The sequence below is a fragment of the Proteiniphilum sp. genome, from assembly GCF_034331125.1.
Taxonomy (GTDB): Bacteria; Bacteroidota; Bacteroidia; order Bacteroidales; family Dysgonomonadaceae; genus Proteiniphilum; species Proteiniphilum saccharofermentans.
The window spans coordinates 13,767-32,994 of record NZ_JAXQGC010000006.1; the positions used below are offsets into that span (position 1 = coordinate 13,767).

The 19,228-nt window shown below is 43.5% G+C and carries 12 protein-coding genes; 2 read left to right on the forward strand and 10 right to left on the reverse strand.

Annotated elements, in window-relative coordinates; all coding sequences use genetic code 11:
- Window positions 1–77 precede the first annotated feature (77 nt).
- Complete coding sequence (locus U2P89_RS01570; RefSeq protein WP_322190410.1) at window positions 78–548, forward strand: hypothetical protein; 471 nt, start codon at window positions 78–80, stop codon at window positions 546–548.
- Window positions 549–829: 281 nt separating this feature from the next.
- Here the strand turns inward: U2P89_RS01570 and U2P89_RS01575 are convergent, their stop codons facing one another.
- The 9 genes from U2P89_RS01575 to U2P89_RS01615 all read right to left on the reverse strand — a co-directional run bounded on the left by U2P89_RS01575 (window position 830) and on the right by U2P89_RS01615 (window position 15,334).
- Window positions 830–2,197 (reverse strand): family 43 glycosylhydrolase, encoded by a 1,368-nt coding sequence (locus U2P89_RS01575; RefSeq protein ID WP_322190411.1) that lies wholly within the window; start codon window positions 2,195–2,197, stop codon window positions 830–832.
- 40 nt (window positions 2,198–2,237) lie between these two features.
- Window positions 2,238–3,341, reverse strand: a complete 1,104-nt coding sequence (locus tag U2P89_RS01580) for a glycoside hydrolase family 88/105 protein (RefSeq protein ID WP_322190412.1) — start codon at window positions 3,339–3,341, stop codon at window positions 2,238–2,240.
- Between the two features lie 140 nt (window positions 3,342–3,481).
- Complete coding sequence (locus U2P89_RS01585; protein ID WP_322190413.1) at window positions 3,482–5,269, reverse strand: sugar-binding protein; 1,788 nt, start codon at window positions 5,267–5,269, stop codon at window positions 3,482–3,484.
- A gap of 134 nt (window positions 5,270–5,403) precedes the next feature.
- Window positions 5,404–6,528, reverse strand: coding sequence for an Ig-like domain-containing protein (locus tag U2P89_RS01590; protein WP_322190414.1), 1,125 nt, complete (start codon window positions 6,526–6,528; stop codon window positions 5,404–5,406).
- Window positions 6,529–6,567: 39 nt separating this feature from the next.
- Window positions 6,568–8,403 (reverse strand): RagB/SusD family nutrient uptake outer membrane protein, encoded by a 1,836-nt coding sequence (locus U2P89_RS01595; protein ID WP_322190415.1) that lies wholly within the window; start codon window positions 8,401–8,403, stop codon window positions 6,568–6,570.
- 102 nt (window positions 8,404–8,505) lie between these two features.
- A complete protein-coding gene (locus U2P89_RS01600; protein ID WP_322190416.1) occupies window positions 8,506–11,937 on the reverse strand; it encodes a TonB-dependent receptor in 3,432 nt (1,143 codons plus the stop codon).
- A 165-nt stretch (window positions 11,938–12,102) separates the two neighbouring features.
- A complete protein-coding gene (locus tag U2P89_RS01605; protein ID WP_322190417.1) occupies window positions 12,103–13,269 on the reverse strand; it encodes a glycoside hydrolase family 88/105 protein in 1,167 nt (388 codons plus the stop codon).
- Between the two features lie 267 nt (window positions 13,270–13,536).
- Window positions 13,537–14,718, reverse strand: a complete 1,182-nt coding sequence (locus U2P89_RS01610) for a FecR family protein (RefSeq protein ID WP_322190418.1) — start codon at window positions 14,716–14,718, stop codon at window positions 13,537–13,539.
- Between the two features lie 46 nt (window positions 14,719–14,764).
- Window positions 14,765–15,334: a sigma-70 family RNA polymerase sigma factor gene (locus tag U2P89_RS01615; RefSeq protein WP_322190419.1), complete on the reverse strand. Its 570-nt coding sequence runs from the start codon at window positions 15,332–15,334 to the stop codon at window positions 14,765–14,767.
- 169 nt (window positions 15,335–15,503) lie between these two features.
- Here U2P89_RS01615 and U2P89_RS01620 point away from each other — a divergent pair, with 169 nt between their 5' ends.
- A complete protein-coding gene (locus U2P89_RS01620) occupies window positions 15,504–17,837 on the forward strand; it encodes an ATP-dependent helicase (RefSeq protein ID WP_322190420.1) in 2,334 nt (777 codons plus the stop codon).
- A 2-nt stretch (window positions 17,838–17,839) separates the two neighbouring features.
- On the opposite strand, the gene odhB is transcribed toward U2P89_RS01620, so the two are convergent.
- Window positions 17,840–19,168 carry a 2-oxoglutarate dehydrogenase complex dihydrolipoyllysine-residue succinyltransferase gene (odhB, locus tag U2P89_RS01625; RefSeq protein ID WP_322190421.1) on the reverse strand — a complete coding sequence of 443 codons (1,329 nt, stop codon included), beginning with the start codon at window positions 19,166–19,168 and terminating at the stop codon, window positions 17,840–17,842.
- Between the last annotated feature and the right edge of the window lie 60 nt (window positions 19,169–19,228).

Here is a 19,228-nt window from a genome sequence, read left to right on the forward strand (position 1 = left end):
ACTCACACGAGAAGATAATTAAAATGTCTTGTGTCTTGTGTCTTGATTCTCGGTTCTTGTGTCTAATTCTTAATCGTATGAAACTAAAAAAACTACTTTTCGCAGCTCTTCTAATGACAGCTTTTGCAACTACACTCAATGCACAACAGTACAACACCGCCCTCGGTGTGAGATTGGGTTATGACAGCGGTGTAACGCTGAAACATTTTTTCGCACCCGCATCGGCAGGTGAGTTTATCCTTGCCGCATCACCCAATTACTTCTTGCTTACCGGGTTGTACGAATATCAACAACCTATCCCCGGTGCACCCGGCTTAGATTGGTATGTGGGACTTGGCGCCCATCTCGGGGGAATACGCAAAGATAAAAACCGTTACGACAACGCTTTCCTGCTTGGAGCCGATCTGATTGGAGGTATCGAGTATGTCTTCCCCTCGGCTCCGTTTAATGTCTCTTTAGACTGGAAGCCCTCGTTTAATTTCACCAACAGCTATAACGACTATTGGTTTAGCGGATTTGCACTCAGTTTGCGCTATACATTTAGATAAACTTAGACTATTTGAGTCGCAGGCTCCTCGATTTTCAATTCTCGCTATGGCATAGTATAAGCAAGCTTATCATTTGCTCATTTAGCTTAACAAAATAGTTCAGATAAACCTAGACTATTTCTGCGCTCGGCATAACCAAAGCAAGCTTTGTTTCTGCTCTTGCTTAACGAAATAGTTCAGATAAATTAAAAAGGAATCTTCCTTGAAAACCGCCCTCATTTGAGAGCGGTTTTTTTATTCTGTTCTGTCGAACATTCATATTTTTATAGTTATGTAGAAGATCAGTGGCTTTCACCCGAAGGGATCGCCAATGGCTCTCCCCATCCCACGGGAGTTCCAAAATCAGGAGTTCCGTCAGCTTTCCACCCGAATTTTTGAATGAACGTCGACCGGCCTGACGACCAACCGTCGTCATTGCGGTTTTTCACGTGGTAAACAATCCAATCCTCCGTATCATCGGGTGATTTTGTAAAGCTACAATGCCCCACCCCATTGACTCCGTTAGCATGGGCCGTATCGTCGTTGCGGTAAAAGACCTCTGTCACTGATTTAGTCCAGTTAGCCGGTCTGGTCGGATCGGCCAGCGTATCACTGAGCATAATGTAACCCAGTCGATAATGCTTCGTCCATGAACCGTTGCAGGAATAGACCACAAAGAATTTTCCATGCTCCTTATTTTTTAAGAATGCAGGCCCTTCATTGATTTTCGAATTGTGTGTTTCCCAATATTTATCAGCGCTCGATATGGCAGTCCTTGACGAAGAGATGGTCAAGGGATCCGACATTGTCGCGATATAAAGTTTTTGCTCCGAACTCCCTGCCGGATAACCCGACCATACAGCATACAACTTACCATTCAATTGAAAAACCCCTAAGTCAATAGCATATTGGGTATTGTCAGCAGAAGGAACTATCCCCGGTTGATAACCATCACCTGTATAAAGCATTCCCATATCTTCCCATTCACCCATCGGGTCATCGGTTTTAGCCCTTAATACACCACTACGCTGATAGCTGTAGGAATTTGTTTCGGCATGAGGGCGTCCTGCAGCATAATAGATGTACCATCTACCGTCAATACGGTGTAATTCGGGTGCCCAGACATGCGAGACGTTCCACGGCTTGTTGTTTCCCATATCGTACGGGCAACTCCAGACCCTGCGGGTATGGGGAAATTCAGACAGTTTATCTGATCTGGCAATACTGATCCCGTTCCCGTCCGCTTTACACAAATAATAAGACCCATTGTGCTTTATTATCCACGGATCGGGTATTCCAGCGATGGGATTGGAGAAAGTAAGGCCGGTCTGGGTCACGGTCAGTTCAACAGGATTCAGTCCGTCAGTTATAAACCGAACAATACCGGTACGCTTATCCGTGGTACTTCCTTCATATTGGATCCTTACGGATATATTCCCCTGCCCTTCCTGTCTCTCCGGCTTAAGCCATGAATTTTTTGATTCAACCCTCCATGAGGTATTGGAAGTCACGTAGATCTCAAAAGATCCGGCTGTGTTGGCGATCAACTTTTCCTGCGTATTTATTTTTAAACTGGGTTGCTTAGTATCGACGGGATCATCCGAACCATTTTCACAGCCAAAGCAAACAAGAAGGGAAAAGATACATAAGTAACAATATAAAATTCTCATAAATTGGAGTTATTTTAACAAAGTTGGATTTTTTGTGACCCTATTTATCCAGTAAGGCATGGGCACACCATAATATAGGTGCTTGTCCATGAAAATCACCTGCTATACGAGGGCGATCCAGATAATATTGCTTGCTGTTCTTTTTTCCTGTCCCGATACAAACTTCCGTAAGATCATTTTTATCATTAATATAATTACACAATGAGAGCCATGCTCTGCGTGCAACAGGAGCGAACTCCTCTTTGTCAAGCCAGCCATTCTTCACTCCTACGATCATGGCATAAGCGAACATTGCCGACCCGGAAGTCTCTGTCCATGACTCAGGATCATCTATCAATTGATTCCAAAGTCCGTCTTTGTTTATGTATTTTTTCAGATTGTGCATCATCAAAAGATATCCATTCAATATTCGTTCCCGGTGAGGGTCGTTTTGGGGTAAATTGAACAAAAGCTCAGTCATTCCAACGGCCATCCATCCATCTCCACGACCCCAATAAAACGGTACATCCGGAGCATGATAGAAAAGCCCGTTAGGATGTTGCAGCTCATCAAGGTACAAAACCATTTCTTTGGCTGCTCTGTCCATATACTTGGCATCACCGGTAATATTATGCGCTTCCGATTGCACAATGGTAATCATGTACATATCATCTATCCAAAGGCGGGTTTGCCATGAGTATCCTTTCTCATGCCATTTACGCTCTTCCTCGTTCGCATTATCCGGTAAGATCCATTGAGAGTCGGCATACGGCAATCCAAGATCCAGATAACGCTGATCCCCGGTTATACTATACAACCTGAGAGGCAGGCAACCGAACATATTCTGATCTACATGGATCGGTGGGGGAAGGAGATCTTTCTCTATATGGAACAGCAATTCAAAACGATTCCTTAACTGCTTTATCAACTCCTGATTATTGGTTAACTCTGCGAATCTGAGCGCTCCATACCAGGTACATACTTCAGCATAGTGTATGCCTTTGTCGAAATACAACTGATGTTTGCTCTCCAAAAAACGTTTACTCAGTTTTTCACCAACAGTTTTAGGATCAGCATTTACAGGGAAGTCTTCAAAATAATTCTGCGCAGTAGTTACAATTGTTACAAAAAAGAGGGCTACAAATAATAAATAATTTTTTTTCATATGATTAAAATTATTGACTTTCAAATGTATCATATGGAACTCGCTTTTAATCGTGTTCTTGTGTGAGAATGATTATCATGCTCGTTTCATACGATTATTCTATTTTTTACATCAATGTGTTTAGATAGTTCATTTTTTCGTTATAATCCAGTTATCGGTATCCATTTAGCCGTATTTGTGGAGGAGGTATCATGAATAGCATCCAGCCCTCCCTGATTATCGGATATGGAGAAATTGACAAGTAACTCTCCTTCTTTGATAGACAACTTGGATCGTGGAATGGAGATCTCGACGAAGTATCCATGATCTTCATCATGGTTTCTGGAGATAGTGCCTTCGAATACGGCACTTGCCGACACGCCCAGGTTTGCATCCTTCCAGCCGTTTTCATAGATACCCGTACTTCTCAATCCGTCATGCGAGACCCTTATCCGGCAAGCTTTGTCAGTCAGTTTATCATCATCGGTAACAGGGCATATAAAAATTTCAGTATAGTCGTCTTTCGCGATATCCTTATCAAGCACTTCGGCAAGAAAATACAGATTGTCGTTATCGAATGCACACCGGAGTGTTGCCTGTGCCTGTGATTTGCCACCCACAAAAAGCGCATGATCGGTATTTGCCCACTCCGAATTATCGCTGTCCACTTTCACACTCCGTCGTACGGCCTCAATGCGGTGATTGAGGATGAATTGCGCCAGCATGATCTTCCCGGTAGAGGTATGAGGCATTATCCCCAGGAGTTGGTGGGAACCATCGGTTTGCAGTGATCCCCAAAAGCCGCCACCGGAAAACGGAGCATAAGCTTCTCCAAAGTTTTGTGCCCCGACATCACCCATCTTCATATAGAAGGTGGAGGATTTATTGTATGAAACAACTGTTTCTCCCGACGGGAACTGTACCAAATAGGGTGCACTTCCTTCGAATGAAAGATTATCGCTATCTACCGGTCCTTCCTGATCCATATTAAGATGCTGCCATTCGCCATTTTCTGGTGAATAGGCAAACGATATATAATATTTTCCAAAATAATTCGTCTCCATAGCAGCCGCCAGCTTATTGCCGCCATTGAGTTTTATGACAGAGGGCATCTGATGATTAAAGTACGTATTACCATCTTGCTCCCATTTCATCCGTATCACATAGTAAGGAGGATTACTGAACGCAGGAGTCCATGTTTTACCGCCATCTTTCGAGACGATCATGGCTGTTCCTGTGTCGGTGGCATTGGTATTTGTGCGGTTACTATCGGTAAAATAACAATGTATTTCGCCCGAAGGTAACTCTAACAGATACGGTTCCCAGTTTACCCCCTGATATATTTCGACAGGAGCACTCCATCTTGCGCCATTATCCGTACTGACACTTAATGCGATGCCTGCATCAAGAGGAAGTTCCTTATACCCCTTGTCAGCCCGGTACGAAGCCACTGCCAAGATATTCCCGTTGGAAAGAACGAGTGCATCGCAGTTTGAAAAGCGCCTTTCATTGGCATTGCCCTTACTGTCGGTAATACTGTAATTACTGAATAGTTTCCCTTTGGGAGTCCATGACTTAAGATTCTGGGCAACTGCGTAATAACAACTGGCTCCGATCTGGTTATTGTGAAAGAACATAATATAATTTCCATTGGCCATCTTCTTAATTCGCGGATAATGAGGTTTATCTACTCCAAGCGAACTATTGTCCAGTTCGATATAGCTCCTGAAATTCATCTTTAGTGACGACCGCGATACAACACCGGCATGCGAATTAACGGCCAAAGTACCCTGATTAAGCTTCTCAACAGGGGTAATACTGAAAGTTACAGGTTCCGGTGTTCCTCCATTCCCGGGATCTGTATTCTCAGGACCATTATCCTTGTCGCCACAGGCTATAAAAGCACAACATATTGCCAGTAAAACCGTTGTTCTAAAAAATCGCTCCATTATTAATCCTTATATTATTGCTATTCTCCGCTATATCTCCATGCTACAAACCTTTGAACCTGTTTTTAATGACCCGTGATGCAAATACATGCACCACGAGTCAAACATATTCTCAATTCACCTATTGAAGATTGCTATTTTCCTATATAAACTTCAGCTAATTGAACAGATCCCCTGTCTGTTGCAAAGCATTCCTGCTTTTGACAATAGAATTTCAGATACCTGTATTTTGACGCAGGGATTATCAGATTTGGCGTCTCTACGGTGGCAGCTACATCCCAGTTTGGTATGGCAACATCAGTGGCAATGGTTGTGAAGTTCACGCCATCATTACTTCCCGACACTTCCTCGATAATCCGGTATCTGAGAAGTGTATCCGTACCGGCTCTGTGACGAATTCTGAAGTAATTTACATCCCGTTCTTCCTTCATATCGACAATGAAATACACAAATCCGCCATTCGCTGCAGTGGGTATTGAAATACCTGCATGACTTTTACCTGGCTTCACCAAAGCAAACCATGTAGCCGGGTCTCCGTCGAGTGCATGTTCCAACTTATTACTATTTCCTTCGACAAAGAGAGGATTCTGCGAAGCTGCTAAAGTCCATCCTTCACGCGAATAATCTTCAAACACCCTTACATTGAACTCTCCTGAAACAGATGAATCATGTTTAAAGGTCACTGTTATCTTTGCCGTTCCACCAGCAATGCCTCTAATGATCCCATTCTGGTTTACTTCCACGACTGATTCCTGGTCTGAGCTATACTCCAGATCATTGATGGAAGCTTCAGCGGGATATATGATTATCAACTCTTTCAGATCCAGAGTAGATCCCGCATTGATACTCACATCCGGATCTATTATTTCTATTTCTGTAATTTCGATAATATCTCTTTCACGCACTGTCAATGTAAACTCGTCGGTTTTCCCGTCTACAGTGACGGTTATCACAGTAGTACCCACAGAATTGGTATTTATTTTTCCTCTGCCGTCCACTACCGCCACATCTTCATTGGAAGAAGAAAATGTCTGCATTTTATTGGTAGCATTTTCCGGAAAAACCGTTAATTTATTTGCAATCACCAAAGAATCACCAATTTCTATACTTACTCCTTTTTTGAGATCTTCGTCCAACGTGATATTCTCTACACTCACATTATCATATTGAGGCATATTATCATCACAATTTGTAAATGATAATCCGGCAACAAAAGCTGCTAAAAGGATGACCATTAATTTATTTTTATTTTTTGTCATAGCATTCTGTTTTTATATTGTTATCATCCATCATTTATTTTACCACCCCGGATTCTGGACAAGTTGTTCACTTTTCTGAATAGCGGCATAAGGAATAGGATCAAAATAATTTTTCCTTTTAAAGCTACGGTTATGTATGACCGTTCTGGTATGGAATGTTGTTTTGTTACCGTACATGTTCATGCCGTGGAAGTTACCTCCCTGTCCTCCTTCACCCGGAGCATTTTCAGCGATCATCCATCGTCTTACATCGAAATAACGCTGCCCTTCGGTGGCCAGCTCGATACGCCTCTCCCTGCGAATAGCTTCCCGTTGCAGGTCCTGGTTCCCTTTGATAGCAGGATTAAGATCTTCAAGTTTTGGTAATCCGGCACGTTCCCTTACACGGTTCACATATTCTAATACATCAGGATCAGATGGGTTCACTTCATTCAATGCCTCGGCATATAGCAGGTAAAAATCTGCCAGACGGAAGATGATGGAGGGTCTGAATTTGGACCTTACTCCCGGAGAATCCATATGTACGGTACGGTTTACCCTTTTATACAGGAGATAGCCCGTTCTCGGGGATCCTTCCACCCTGTTATCTGCATTCCCGCCTCTATAGAATTGCACCTCTTTATTGCTGATATGCCATCTTTTTCCGGAAAAGGTGATGGTATTATAAAACCGCGGCTCACGATCGATATACATATTGAAAACCTCTATACCGTTGTATGTACCGAATCCCGTTTCGCTGTACAATGGAGATCCGGTCAAGAAAGATGTATTCTTTATTGGCAACCCATCTTTCATATAAAAATCGTCCACCAGTTCCTGCACGACAGCTATATCTCCCAAGCCTTTACTTTCGCTTCGCGGTGTAGTAAAGGTGTCATAATCATTTCCGTCCGCACCTCCCCATGAATTGACCGAGGTTGCCCAGATGATCTCTTTATTATACTCCTGAAAAACTCCGTACACGGATTGATCCGGATCTAAGACCCCGTTGACCATCACTTTATAGAGTTCATACCTGTTATTCTCTTCAGCATAATCTATAAAAGCCTTACAGGCATCGAACGCTTTCTGTTTTTTATTTTCATCTTTCGCCGGGAACAGGTATTTACCATCTTTATTCTGTAATTGTAAAGCCTCTGTATATTCCCCGTTATAAAGAGGACTGGCGGCATACATCCATAATTTTGCAAGCACCGCCAATGCAACTCCCTTAGTGGGTACCGCCCTGAAACTTTCATTATCATGGTAGGGCTCCTGCTCCATCCCTTCCATTGCTTCCCTTAGTTCAGTATCTATAAAATTAATGACTTCATCTAATGAGTTGCGTGGAATATCCAGATCATCCTCCAACGTAAAAGATTGGGTGATAATAGGTATCGGACCGTTCAACTCCATCAGGTAAAAATGGTAGAGTGCCCTCATAAAACGTACATTGGCTTTATAGCGATCGACTTCGACCTGTGTGAGTCTGGCAGCATTGGGACCTCCTTCCTCCATAATCGGCCTGGCTTTTTCCATGAATATATTGGCCTGTCTTATCCTTTGATACATCTCAACCCACCTTTCCGAATTGTTGTTCGTTGCATTCCAGTCGTTATATCGCCCTGAATTATTGGCCCATCGGTTATAGACCTCATCGGCATATGCACTCCATATACCACCCATTCCGTTCGGATTACAAAACCGGGAATAATTAGGTACGTTGGCGTAAACATTGGCATACCACCTTTTTGTATAATCTACATTACTGAACACCTGTTCGAATGTGGAAAGTCCTCCAGAGAGCTCATCCGACACATCCAGATAATCGGAGCATGCATTCAAAGAGCCGAGGAGTAAGCCTATTATCACTGTTTTTATTGATTTGATTTTCATATGATTAAAATTATTGATTTTCAAATGTATCATATGGAACTCGCTTTTAATCATGTTCTTGTGTGAGAATGATTATTATGCTCGTTTCATACGATTATTCTTTTAAAAATTTAATTCAACACCCAATGTAAAAGTCCGGGGCAACGGGTAACTATTTCCTCCGTTCTGGTTACCGAGTTCCGGATCCCAGTATTTCACATCATCCCATACATAAAGGTTATATCCTTGCAGGTATACTCTGGCACCATTCACCAGTAAATTCTGGGTATATTGCTTCGGGATGTTATATCCTACTTCAAGGTTTTTGAAACGAAGGAAACTTCCGTTTCTCAACCACCATGTACTGGGCTCTTTGTTCACATTCTTGGCATAACCTACGTGTAACCTCGGCATGATCACATCCTGACGCGGATTGTCGGCTGTCCACCGGCTATTAAGGAATTCCTTACGGATATTCGATTTTTCTATTCCCCAGTTGAAAGGCCAGAAGGTATTGTTACCACTTGCCAGAAGAATGGCTGAGTTGCCTGTTCCTTGGAAAAAAGTACTTACATAGAATCCTTTATACTCGACATTGATCCCGAAACCATAATTGATTTCCGGATTGTAAGGGTGGCCGACTCCTCTCACCTTATCGAAATTATCGATCCGCCCATCATTATTGATGTCCCTGTATTTGATATCACCGGGACCTAATATACCCTCCAACGTCACTTCGGGTAGGCCGGGTCTCAACTCATAGGTATAGGTGCCATTCGCTTTTTGAGTTTTTATGAAATCCTCTTCCGTATACAGCCTTTCAGCAATATACAATTCATGGTCTCCCACCCTTGTGCCGGTTACGGCCTGCCAAGGGTATTCCTTGGGCAATTCATCGTATTCGATAATCTTATTGCGGGCAAAGGTGAATGTCCCTCTCATACTAACTTTTACCGGGCCGAGATCTTGACGAACATTTAAACTGGCATCTACCCCCCAGTTATCCACGATCCCGTAATTTTCCCATGGTCTTGTATGAAATCCGGCTACACCGGGGATGGTGTTCCGCTCCATCAATATATTCTCCCTTCTGTTATTGAAATAATCGGCGGTCAGTTCAATCCTGTTATTCATAAATCCGAGATCAACGCCTACATTTCTTTTTTGCTCAATCTCCCATTGTATGTTGTTATTCACGAACCGGGTATCTTTAATTCCAGCTCCCAATCCATTGGTGCCGCCGTTGGAGCCTATTCCCTGATTGAAACCACCTGCATCCATCTGAAATGTGGCGCGGTAAAGGAAACGGGCGCCTCCGGTATCATCATTCCCGGTACGTCCATAAGAAAGCCTTATCTTGGCTTTATTCATTACATTGCTCAATGCTTCGGGATAGAATTGTTCGTTCGAGATATAATAACTCAACCCTACGGCAGGGAAGAATCCAAACTTTTTACCTTTGGCAAAGGTCTCACTACCGGTATATCCGAAGTTACCTTCGATAAAATAGCGGTTGTCATACGAATAGGTGGCACGTCCTACCATACCTTGTTTTCTGAATGGAAGAACCACATTCGACACCTGCGATTCTTTCTGCATATAGAGGAACATCCCCCCTACCGTATGTTTTTCCTTAAAAGTACGTGAATAATTCAAAGCGCCTTCAATATAGATCCTACGGTACGATACGCTTTCCTGCGTTTCAGGGTCTCTTAGCTCCGGAGAGCCGGACTCAGAGGTGGCAAAGATAAGGTTTCCCTCTTCGTCACGCCCGATCGCATTGAACAAGCTTGGCCAGTGATTTCTTAAGGTGGAAAAGTTGCCGTCATAATCGAGACTGACCTTTCCGTTAAACTTCAACCCGGATGTGATGAAACTAAGATCCTGGTTTAGTCCTATATTCGATTGTATCAGCGTTCCCCACATTTTCCGGTATCCCTGGTTCATCAGCATATTGTATGGATTCCTGTTATTACCGTCGCTTTGGGTAAGATAGGTAGCCAGCGTGCCATCACTGTAAATAGGGGGGAACAAATGGGGCGGGGTATGCAACATGAACCTAAAAATATCAGCAGGGGAACGGTTGGAGGTCGTACGATTGACATATTGCCCGCTCAGATCGATGCTTAGACTGGTTGTCCTTGTTACATTCAAATCGATATTGCTCCTCAGGTTATACCGCTCGAATCCGAAGTCGCCTTTATACTTCTCCATGGGATTTTGTTTGAAGATCCCTTCCTGCTGGAAATAGGCCATCGATACGAAGTATTTGGCATTCTCGGCCCCACCCCTGAAATTCAAGGTATAACGTTGATTGGCATAATTTTTTGATAATAATTCATCCATCCATTTACTATTCGGATAGAGATCATTGTCAATCTTATTACGGTATCGGTCTATTTCTTCCGGATATTTATACGGATTTTCACCATCATTAAAGTTGGCCTCATTGGCCAGTTCTATATAATCCCACGAATCTACGAATTCAGGTAAACGGGTCGGTTGCGACAATGAATATTCACCACGGAACGAGATCTTCGGTTTTGAGATGTTCCCCCGCTTAGAGGTGATCAGTATAACTCCATTTGCTCCCTCCGCACCATATACGGCTGTTGCCGCAGCATCTTTCAACAGGCTGAAGGTTTCGATTTCATCGGGTTCAATATTGCTGATGGCCCTTGGAATTCCATCTACTAAAACAAGGGGATTGGTTCCTCCTTTGAATGTACTGATACCGCGTATCCAGAATTCCGCATCATCCCGGCCGGGTTCTCCCGAACGCTGGATACTGATCAGACCTGCAAGCTGGCCCGCCAGATTATTGGTGAGATTACTGGTCGGCGCAGTTAATTCCTTGGAAGTAACAGTACTCACGGAACTCACCACGCTGGATTTGCTCTGTTGCCCATAACCCACAACGACCAGCTCCTCAAGCATCTGATCATCTTCCTGGAGAATTACATTCAAGACCTCTTTGTCCCCTAAACGGACCTCCTGTTTCAAAAACCCCACATAACTGAATACGAGTATATCGGTATCTTTGGCATCGATCACATACATTCCATTTATATTGGTAACCGTACCGTCTGTTGTATTCTTGACCGATACGGTAACACCTATGAGCGGATCACCATATGAATCGGTCACAGATCCCGTAATACGTCTCTTCCCTGCTTGCCGTGGCTCCTCCGATGCTTTCCTTGTGATATACACCTGACGGTCTTTGATTGAGTAGCCCGTATCGGTCGACTCGAAGATCTGGTCCAGTATTTCGTTGATTTTCTTTCCCTTTACGTTCACCGAAACTTTCCTCTCCAGGTTGACATCATCATGGAAGTAGAAGAAAACAAATTCACTATTCCTTTCTATTTCCGCAAAAACCTCCTTTATGCTCTTGCTTTCAAGACGCAAAGTAAGTTCGGTATTTTGTGAATAACTATTGGTAGCGCCACAGACACCTATACAGAGCAATAAGAGTATACTTGTTACCTTCATAGTACGTAGTAGCTGAATATTAATGACATTTTTAATGTCGGATTTATCAAAATTTCTCATACATTTGTAAATGGTTTTAAGAATGTTATTATAATTGCTAACTTGTTGAAACCGGACCGGACGGTATGTGAGAGTGCTGTTCCGGTTTTTTCTTTTTTAATGATCCGGAGGTGATTTCATAGGCAGTGTTTTTTAATAGAATAAAACTTTTCTTATCTGGTGAAGTTATTCTTTTGCATCGGCACACAAAGCATCGGCGCACCATAGAAGGGGTGCTTGCCCATGCAGGTCGCCGGTATTCCGTCTGCGGTCGAGATAATATTGATGGTCGTTCTTGGCATTTGTGCCTTCACAGACATTCGTGATATTGTCATCATTGTTTAAATAAGTTAACAGGGCAAGCCATCCCTTACGGGCAGCAGCGCCGTATGTTTTGGCATCCAGCCAGCCATTTTTCACCCCTACAATCATCGCATACGTAAACATAGCGGAACATGATGTTTCTTTCCATGAGGTAGGATTATCAATGAGCTGTGTCCACATGCCATCATGAGCCTGAAACTTGAGTAAGGTACCCATCATTAACCTGTAAGCTTCTTCAATTTTCGCCCTGTCGGGATTATCTTTGGGGATCACTTTCAATAAGTCTGCCATACCCACAGCCATCCATCCGTTGCCCCGTCCCCAGAAGAACGGAACATCAGGGGTATGGTAAAACAAGCCGTTAGGCCGTTGTATCCGGTCGAGATACATCACCATTTCCCGTGCTGCCCGGTCAATATATTTCCTGTCTCCTGTTACAAGGTATGCCTGGGTCTGTATGGCCGTGATCATAAACATATCATCAATCCAGATACGTGTCTGCCATGAATAACCCTGTTCATGCCAATTTTTTTCCGCCTCCTTAGGATTGAGTGGTAATTCCCATTGTGTATCCGCGTATCTTAACCCCATCCTGAGGTATTTATCTTCTTTCTTTTTTTTGTATATTTCCAGCGGAACCGATCCGAATACGTTGTTATCCACATGATTTGGAGCTGGGAGCAAGTTTTCTGATCCTGAAGAGAAAAATATATTATCATACCTATCGAGCAACCTGTTATACAAATTATCATTTTTTATCGTTTGTGTAAACCGGAATGCACCCAGCCACGTGCAGACATAAGGGTAGTTGACACGGGGAGCCTGTGTATCTACAGTCCGGATGTACCGTTCAGTAAGTCTGACTCCAATTTCCCGGGGATCAGCTCCTTGGGGAAAGTTTTTTAGGTCCCAATTCTCATCCGTTATCTTCGGATCGTCTATATTGGTAGGACTATCAGACGTACAACCAAATAAATTTGACGCAGTCCATAAAGAAAGAAAAGTGAAAGCTATTAGAATTCGTTTCATAAATAAGATAAAAAATTTTATTGGTTTAGTGAATATTAATATATGATATAAGTAAGCATATTTTTTCAAGCATAGAACTCCCATGGCCGGATCAATGCGGTAATCATTAATCCAGTGAAATATTAATAAAATCGGGAATAAATTCTTTCAGGGAAAGATCAGGTATTCTGAAATAAATGATCTTTTAAATAGGTCCTTTAATTTTCATGCACATATTCTTTTTTAACAGTGTTATTATATCAGGTTTGAAGTATCCGGATGCGGGAACTAATAAATTTGATAGTGATTGTTATCTGATGTATATTTCAGGCTAAGATTATCCAGGATATCATCCAGTTTCTCTTTCAGATCAAGTTTTCCCGAACACCTTACCTTGGCCATATCAGGGCTGCATTTTATATTCTTTCCATAGTATTTCGACAGCCGTTTCATAACTACATCCAATCTCTCATTGTCGAACATGTATAATCCATTGACCCATGAAGTATACCATTCGGCATCCACATTTTTCTTAAGGGAGCGTCCGTTTCGTAGCTCAAACATCTCATTTGGCTGTAAAAAAACCTCCTGAGAGTTATCAGACTGCAATATTTTTACCGCGCCCGAGACCAACACAACACTATTGGTTTCATCTTCATAAGTGGAGATATTGAACTTTGTGCCAAGTACCCGGATGTCAAAGTGATCCGTTTTTACGGTGAAAGGACGATCCTTATCGTGCGTTATATCTAAAAACATTTCCCCTCTCACATACAGGGATCTCTCATCACCTTTAAATTCTACGGGGTAAATAACATGTGTACCCGCATTGATCCATATCTTAGTACCGTCGGATAACGTTAATCTCGATCTTTTTCCATAAGGAACGATTAACTGGTTAAATTCAGCCGATTCCGCTTTAGCGATTTCTATCGCTGCTAATTTGATCTCTTCCGAATCATAAGCAACCAGAGGTTCATATTCTTCGGCTACAATCATTTTCTGATCCGAAATAATCAACTTCACAGTGGAATCATTCAAATCAACTACCTTATTTTTTTCCACATACGATAATAACTCATTCCCCGTAACAGGCAATGGTTCGGGCCTCTTCATTATAAATATCACGGCAATAACAGATGCCGCGATACCTGCGGCAATTCCAACCCAATATTTCATGGGTCGACTTTTCTTATTCTTTGTTCCCCGATTGATACTCATAATATTGTCCAGCAACTCATCAATCTCTGCCTCAGGCAACATAGCAGTTTCATCATCCTTAATCGCAAGAAGGATCTCTCTTGCCTGAACGAACTCGGTTGCATTAGGCGGATCACTTGCTATAAACTCAGACCAGAAACGTTCAGATACTTCTGTAGGTTTCTTTATAGAGTGTATAAAAAAAGTATCTAACAGAAACTCTTCAACCGTATATGTTGCGTATTCTTTTTTGCCGTTTAAATGAAGCATATCAAGCTCTCTATATATATATAACTTCGGATTTGTTTTTTTATACTCACTCGGGAAGATCTTTTTTTACATATTGGCGTATTTTTTTCAGGGATCGGGATAAGATATTTTGCAAAGACTGGTAGTTCAGCCCCATTAATGAACAGATCTCCTCAGGACTTAAACATTCTATGTAGCGGTAACGGATTGCCTCTTTTTGCCTGTCGGTAAGAAGAGACATGATTAGATTGATCTTATCTTCAAGGGTCATATTTTCTTCCTGTTCAATAAGTATCTCTTCAATATTCTTTTCGAACAGACTCTCCGAATTGGTGTTTTCCGACTCGGTATCTACATATATCTTCTCTTTGGATAATGTCGTCAACAATTGATTCCGCATCGATGTCAGAAGGTAATATTTTATATTGTCGGTCTCTCCTATGGTAGCACGGTATTTATATAACTTTGTAAAAACATCCTGGATACAATCTTTTATGATCTCTTTATTCCGCGTAAATTGAAGTCCCTGAAGATATAGATCCCGGACATATTTTCTGTAAATAAGGATATAAGCTTCGTCATTACCGTTCCTGAAACTATTCCATACTATAACATCATCGGTTGTATTCTTTTTCATGTTCGTCTCATAATCACTGATTATCCAAAATAGACCCGGCGATTCCCGAGATATCCACTCACTGGTTGAAACTACTCACCTGACAAAGGTATCTTTTTTTTCTTAAACTTTCACCTTTCACCCGATTCGACACTCGCTTTTTCACTCGAAAATTCGTACTTTTGCAGCTATGGAGAAAACTGAAACAAATAGTGATCCCAGCCTGCTCAGCCATCTGAACGAAGCACAACGGGCAGCCGTAGCATTTTGCGACGGCCCATCGCTCGTGATCGCCGGAGCAGGATCGGGCAAAACACGGGTACTCACCTATAAGATCGCCTACCTGTTGGAACAGGGACTCCCCCCCTACTACATCCTGGCACTCACCTTCACCAATAAGGCAGCGCGTGAGATGAAATCCCGTATTGCGGATCTGGTGGGAGAGAAAAGGGCACGACGACTCTGGATGGGCACTTTCCACTCCATCTTTGCACGGATATTACGGAGTGAAGCGGAAGCGGTCGGTTTTCAGTCGAATTTCACCATCTTCGACTCATCAGACTCCGGCAATCTTGTCAGGCTGATCATCAAAGAGATGCAACTCGATGACAAGCAATACCGTCCGGGCGCTGTACACGGGCAGATATCAAGGGCAAAGAACAGCCTGATCACCCCTGCCATGTATGCTGCCAACGCCGAGATCATACAATACGACCGGATGGCGAAAAGGCCGCAGCTCTTCGAAATATACCAACGTTACCAGGGCAGGCTCCGTTCGGCCAACAGCATGGATTTCGACGACCTGCTGATGTACACCAACATTTTGTTCCGCGACCATAAGGAAGTACTGGAAAAATACAGGAACCAATTCCAGTATATATTAGTAGATGAATACCAGGACACCAACTTCGCCCAGCACCTTATCGTGAAGCAATTGGCTGAAGCACACCACCGTGTATGTGTGGTAGGTGATGATGCCCAAAGTATCTATTCTTTCAGGGGCGCCAATATCGACAATATCCTGAAATTCAAATCGAATTTCCCCAATACACAGATATTCAAACTGGAGCAGAACTACCGCTCTACCCGAAATATTGTGAATGCGGCCAACAGCCTGATCAAGAAGAACAGTGAACAGATCTTCAAGAATGTCTTTTCTGAAAATGAAGAGGGAGAAAAAATCGGGATCAAGAGTGCTTTTTCCGATTTTGAGGAAGCGCTGATCGTCTCCAATAAAATCTCCAGGATGCGACTCGAAAAGTATGCCGGTTACAATGATTTTGCCATCCTCTACCGTACAAACTACCAATCCCGGGCATTTGAAGAGGCGCTGAGAAAGAACAATATCCCCTACAAGATATATGGGGGATTGTCATTCTACCAACGTAAGGAGATCAAAGATATCATCAGCTATTTCCGCCTGATCGTCAACCCTAATGATGAAGAGGCGTTCCGGCGTATTATCAACTACCCGACCCGGGGCATTGGCGCTGTTACCGTCGCGAAAATCACCTCAACTGCACAACTGCACAACGTCAGTCTCTGGCAAGTGCTTACCGCTCCACTGGAATATAATCTGGATATAAACACAGGTACGGCAAAAAAACTGGAAGGTTTTTATTCCCTGATACAGGATTTTATCGATAAAAACATGGCGATGAATGCCTTTGAACTGGCACAGGAGGTGATAAAAAGCAGTGGTATCGCCAAGGAGGCGTATGACGATATGACACCCGAAGGGATGAGCCGTGCCCAGAACATGCAGGAGTTGCTCAATGCAATGAGCGAATTCGTAGAAACACAGCAGGAGCAGGGTGAAGAAAATATCCGTCTGGCAGATTTCCTGTCTGAAGTATCGTTGCTCACCGACCAGGATACCGATAATGAAGCCGACAACGAAAGGGTAACGCTTATGACGGTCCATTCCGCCAAGGGGCTGGAATTCGACCATGTATTTGTGGTCGGGATGGAAGAAGATCTCTTCCCTTCTGCCATGGCAAAATCGGAAATACGGGGTATGGAAGAGGAACGCCGCCTTTTCTATGTGGCAATTACCCGCGCAAAAAAAAGTTGTACCATCACCTACGCAAAAAGCCGTTTCAAGAACGGACAGACCAATCCTGCCGCTCCAAGCCGTTTTCTGAAAGATATCGATCCGGCGTTTATTGAAGGAGGCGGGGATGAAAATACCGCATGGCAGTCACCCTCCGATGATTTTTGGGGTTCTATGCGGGAACGGCGAGAACAAAGAGAACAACAAACAGCAGGGGGCAGTTACGGAAGAACCCCTATTACCCCAAAACGAGCAGTACCCATCCAACGGGTCGGTCCATCTGCGGCCCCTCTATCCAAAGAAGCACAGGAACTGCAAGTGGGAAATGTGATAGAACATGAACGGTTCGGCCGCGGGGTTGTCACCTCCATCGAGATGAGCGGTAATGACCGCCGCGCTTTTGTAGAATTCGAAGCCGCCGGTAAAAAACAGCTCTTGTTGAAATTCGCCAAGTTCTCGATTGTTGAGTAAAATCAGATACCCAGTAACGCTTTCTCCCCGTTAGTTGGCCCGAACAACATATCGGTCGGTTTTTCCAGTAATTGTTTAACCCTGACCAGGAATCCGACAGACTCACGGCCATCGATCACACGATGGTCATACGACAACGCGATATACATCATAGGGCGAATCACTATCTGGCCGTCTATAGCTACCGGGCGTTCCAGGATATTGTGCATACCCAGTATTGCTGACTGGGGCGGATTGATAAGCGGCGTGGACATCATAGAACCGAACACACCTCCATTGGTCACGGTAAACGTGCCGCCGCTCATTTCGGGAATCGATATCTTACCGTTCCGGGCCTTCCCTGCCAGCTCTTCAAGAGCCTTTTCGATTTCGGCCAATCCCAGACTTTCAACATTTCGGATCACAGGCACCATCAATCCTTTGGGTGTACTCACCGCCACTGATATATCGGCATAATCATAGGTGATCATATTTTCGCCATCAAGCATGGCATTTACATTGGGAAACTCTTGCAGGGCAATGGAACAAGCCTTCAGGAAGAAAGACATGATTCCCAACTTAATGCCATGTTTCTCCACGAACCGGGTTTGGTATTTCTTCCGCAGATCCATGATCGGTTTCATGTCCACCTCGTTGAAGGTAGTCAACATGGCTGTCTCGTTCTTTACCGACACCAACCGTTCACTCAATTTCCGGCGTAATGAACTCATCCGTTCACTCTTCGACCCACGGCTGACCGGTTTTTTCAAGCCTTTTGTACTGATCCCGTCCGATGCACCCATCACGGCTTCTACATCTTCACGTTTCAATCTCCTCAAACCGTTGATCACATCCTCTACCGACAAACCGTTCTCCAACATCACTTTTTTTGCCAAAGGGGTGATTTTTATTTTGTCGTAACCGGCTTCCGATTCAGAAGGTTTAGCGGCTGTTTTAGCAGTAGGAGTATCGGTCGGGGCAGACTTTCCTGCAGACGAAACAGATGTTTCCTGTATGGTCTGCGGCACTTTCCCTTCTGTTTCATTACCCGCAGAAGATTGTGCTGAAGAGGGTTCCTCTTCTACAGGAGGAGCCGCAGGCACTTCGGGTTGTACAGAAGTATCAATCGTACAGGCTACGGCGCCTACCTCTATCGATTCCCCTTCTGCCGCTTTGAGAGATATTTTCCCGCTCCCTTCCGCCACCAGCATTAACGTAGCTTTTTCCGACTCCAACTCCGCAATTTCAGTATCTTTTTGTACGACGGCACCTTCTTCAACCAACCAACGGGAAAGTTCCACGCTTGTAATGGATTCTCCGGGACTCGGTATTTTTATTTCTATTATTGCCATAAATTTAATGTGCTAATAAGTCAATATATCAATGCACCAATGCGAATAATTATCAACGAA

Coding starts and splice junctions, on each gene's coding strand:
- U2P89_RS01605 (WP_322190417.1), bottom strand. CDS start 13,269: ATGAAACGAATTCTAATAGCTTTCACTTTTCTTTCTTTATGGACTGCG.
- U2P89_RS01610 (WP_322190418.1), bottom strand. CDS start 14,718: ATGCTTCATTTAAACGGCAAAAAAGAATACGCAACATATACGGTTGAA.
- U2P89_RS01585 (WP_322190413.1), bottom strand. CDS start 5,269: ATGGAGCGATTTTTTAGAACAACGGTTTTACTGGCAATATGTTGTGCT.
- U2P89_RS01600 (WP_322190416.1), bottom strand. CDS start 11,937: ATGAGAAATTTTGATAAATCCGACATTAAAAATGTCATTAATATTCAG.
- U2P89_RS01595 (WP_322190415.1), bottom strand. CDS start 8,403: ATGAAAATCAAATCAATAAAAACAGTGATAATAGGCTTACTCCTCGGC.
- odhB (WP_322190421.1), bottom strand. CDS start 19,168: ATGGCAATAATAGAAATAAAAATACCGAGTCCCGGAGAATCCATTACA.
- U2P89_RS01615 (WP_322190419.1), bottom strand. CDS start 15,334: ATGAAAAAGAATACAACCGATGATGTTATAGTATGGAATAGTTTCAGG.
- U2P89_RS01590 (WP_322190414.1), bottom strand. CDS start 6,528: ATGACAAAAAATAAAAATAAATTAATGGTCATCCTTTTAGCAGCTTTT.
- U2P89_RS01570 (WP_322190410.1), top strand. CDS start 78: ATGAAACTAAAAAAACTACTTTTCGCAGCTCTTCTAATGACAGCTTTT.
- U2P89_RS01580 (WP_322190412.1), bottom strand. CDS start 3,341: ATGAAAAAAAATTATTTATTATTTGTAGCCCTCTTTTTTGTAACAATT.
- U2P89_RS01620 (WP_322190420.1), top strand. CDS start 15,504: ATGGAGAAAACTGAAACAAATAGTGATCCCAGCCTGCTCAGCCATCTG.
- U2P89_RS01575 (WP_322190411.1), bottom strand. CDS start 2,197: ATGAGAATTTTATATTGTTACTTATGTATCTTTTCCCTTCTTGTTTGC.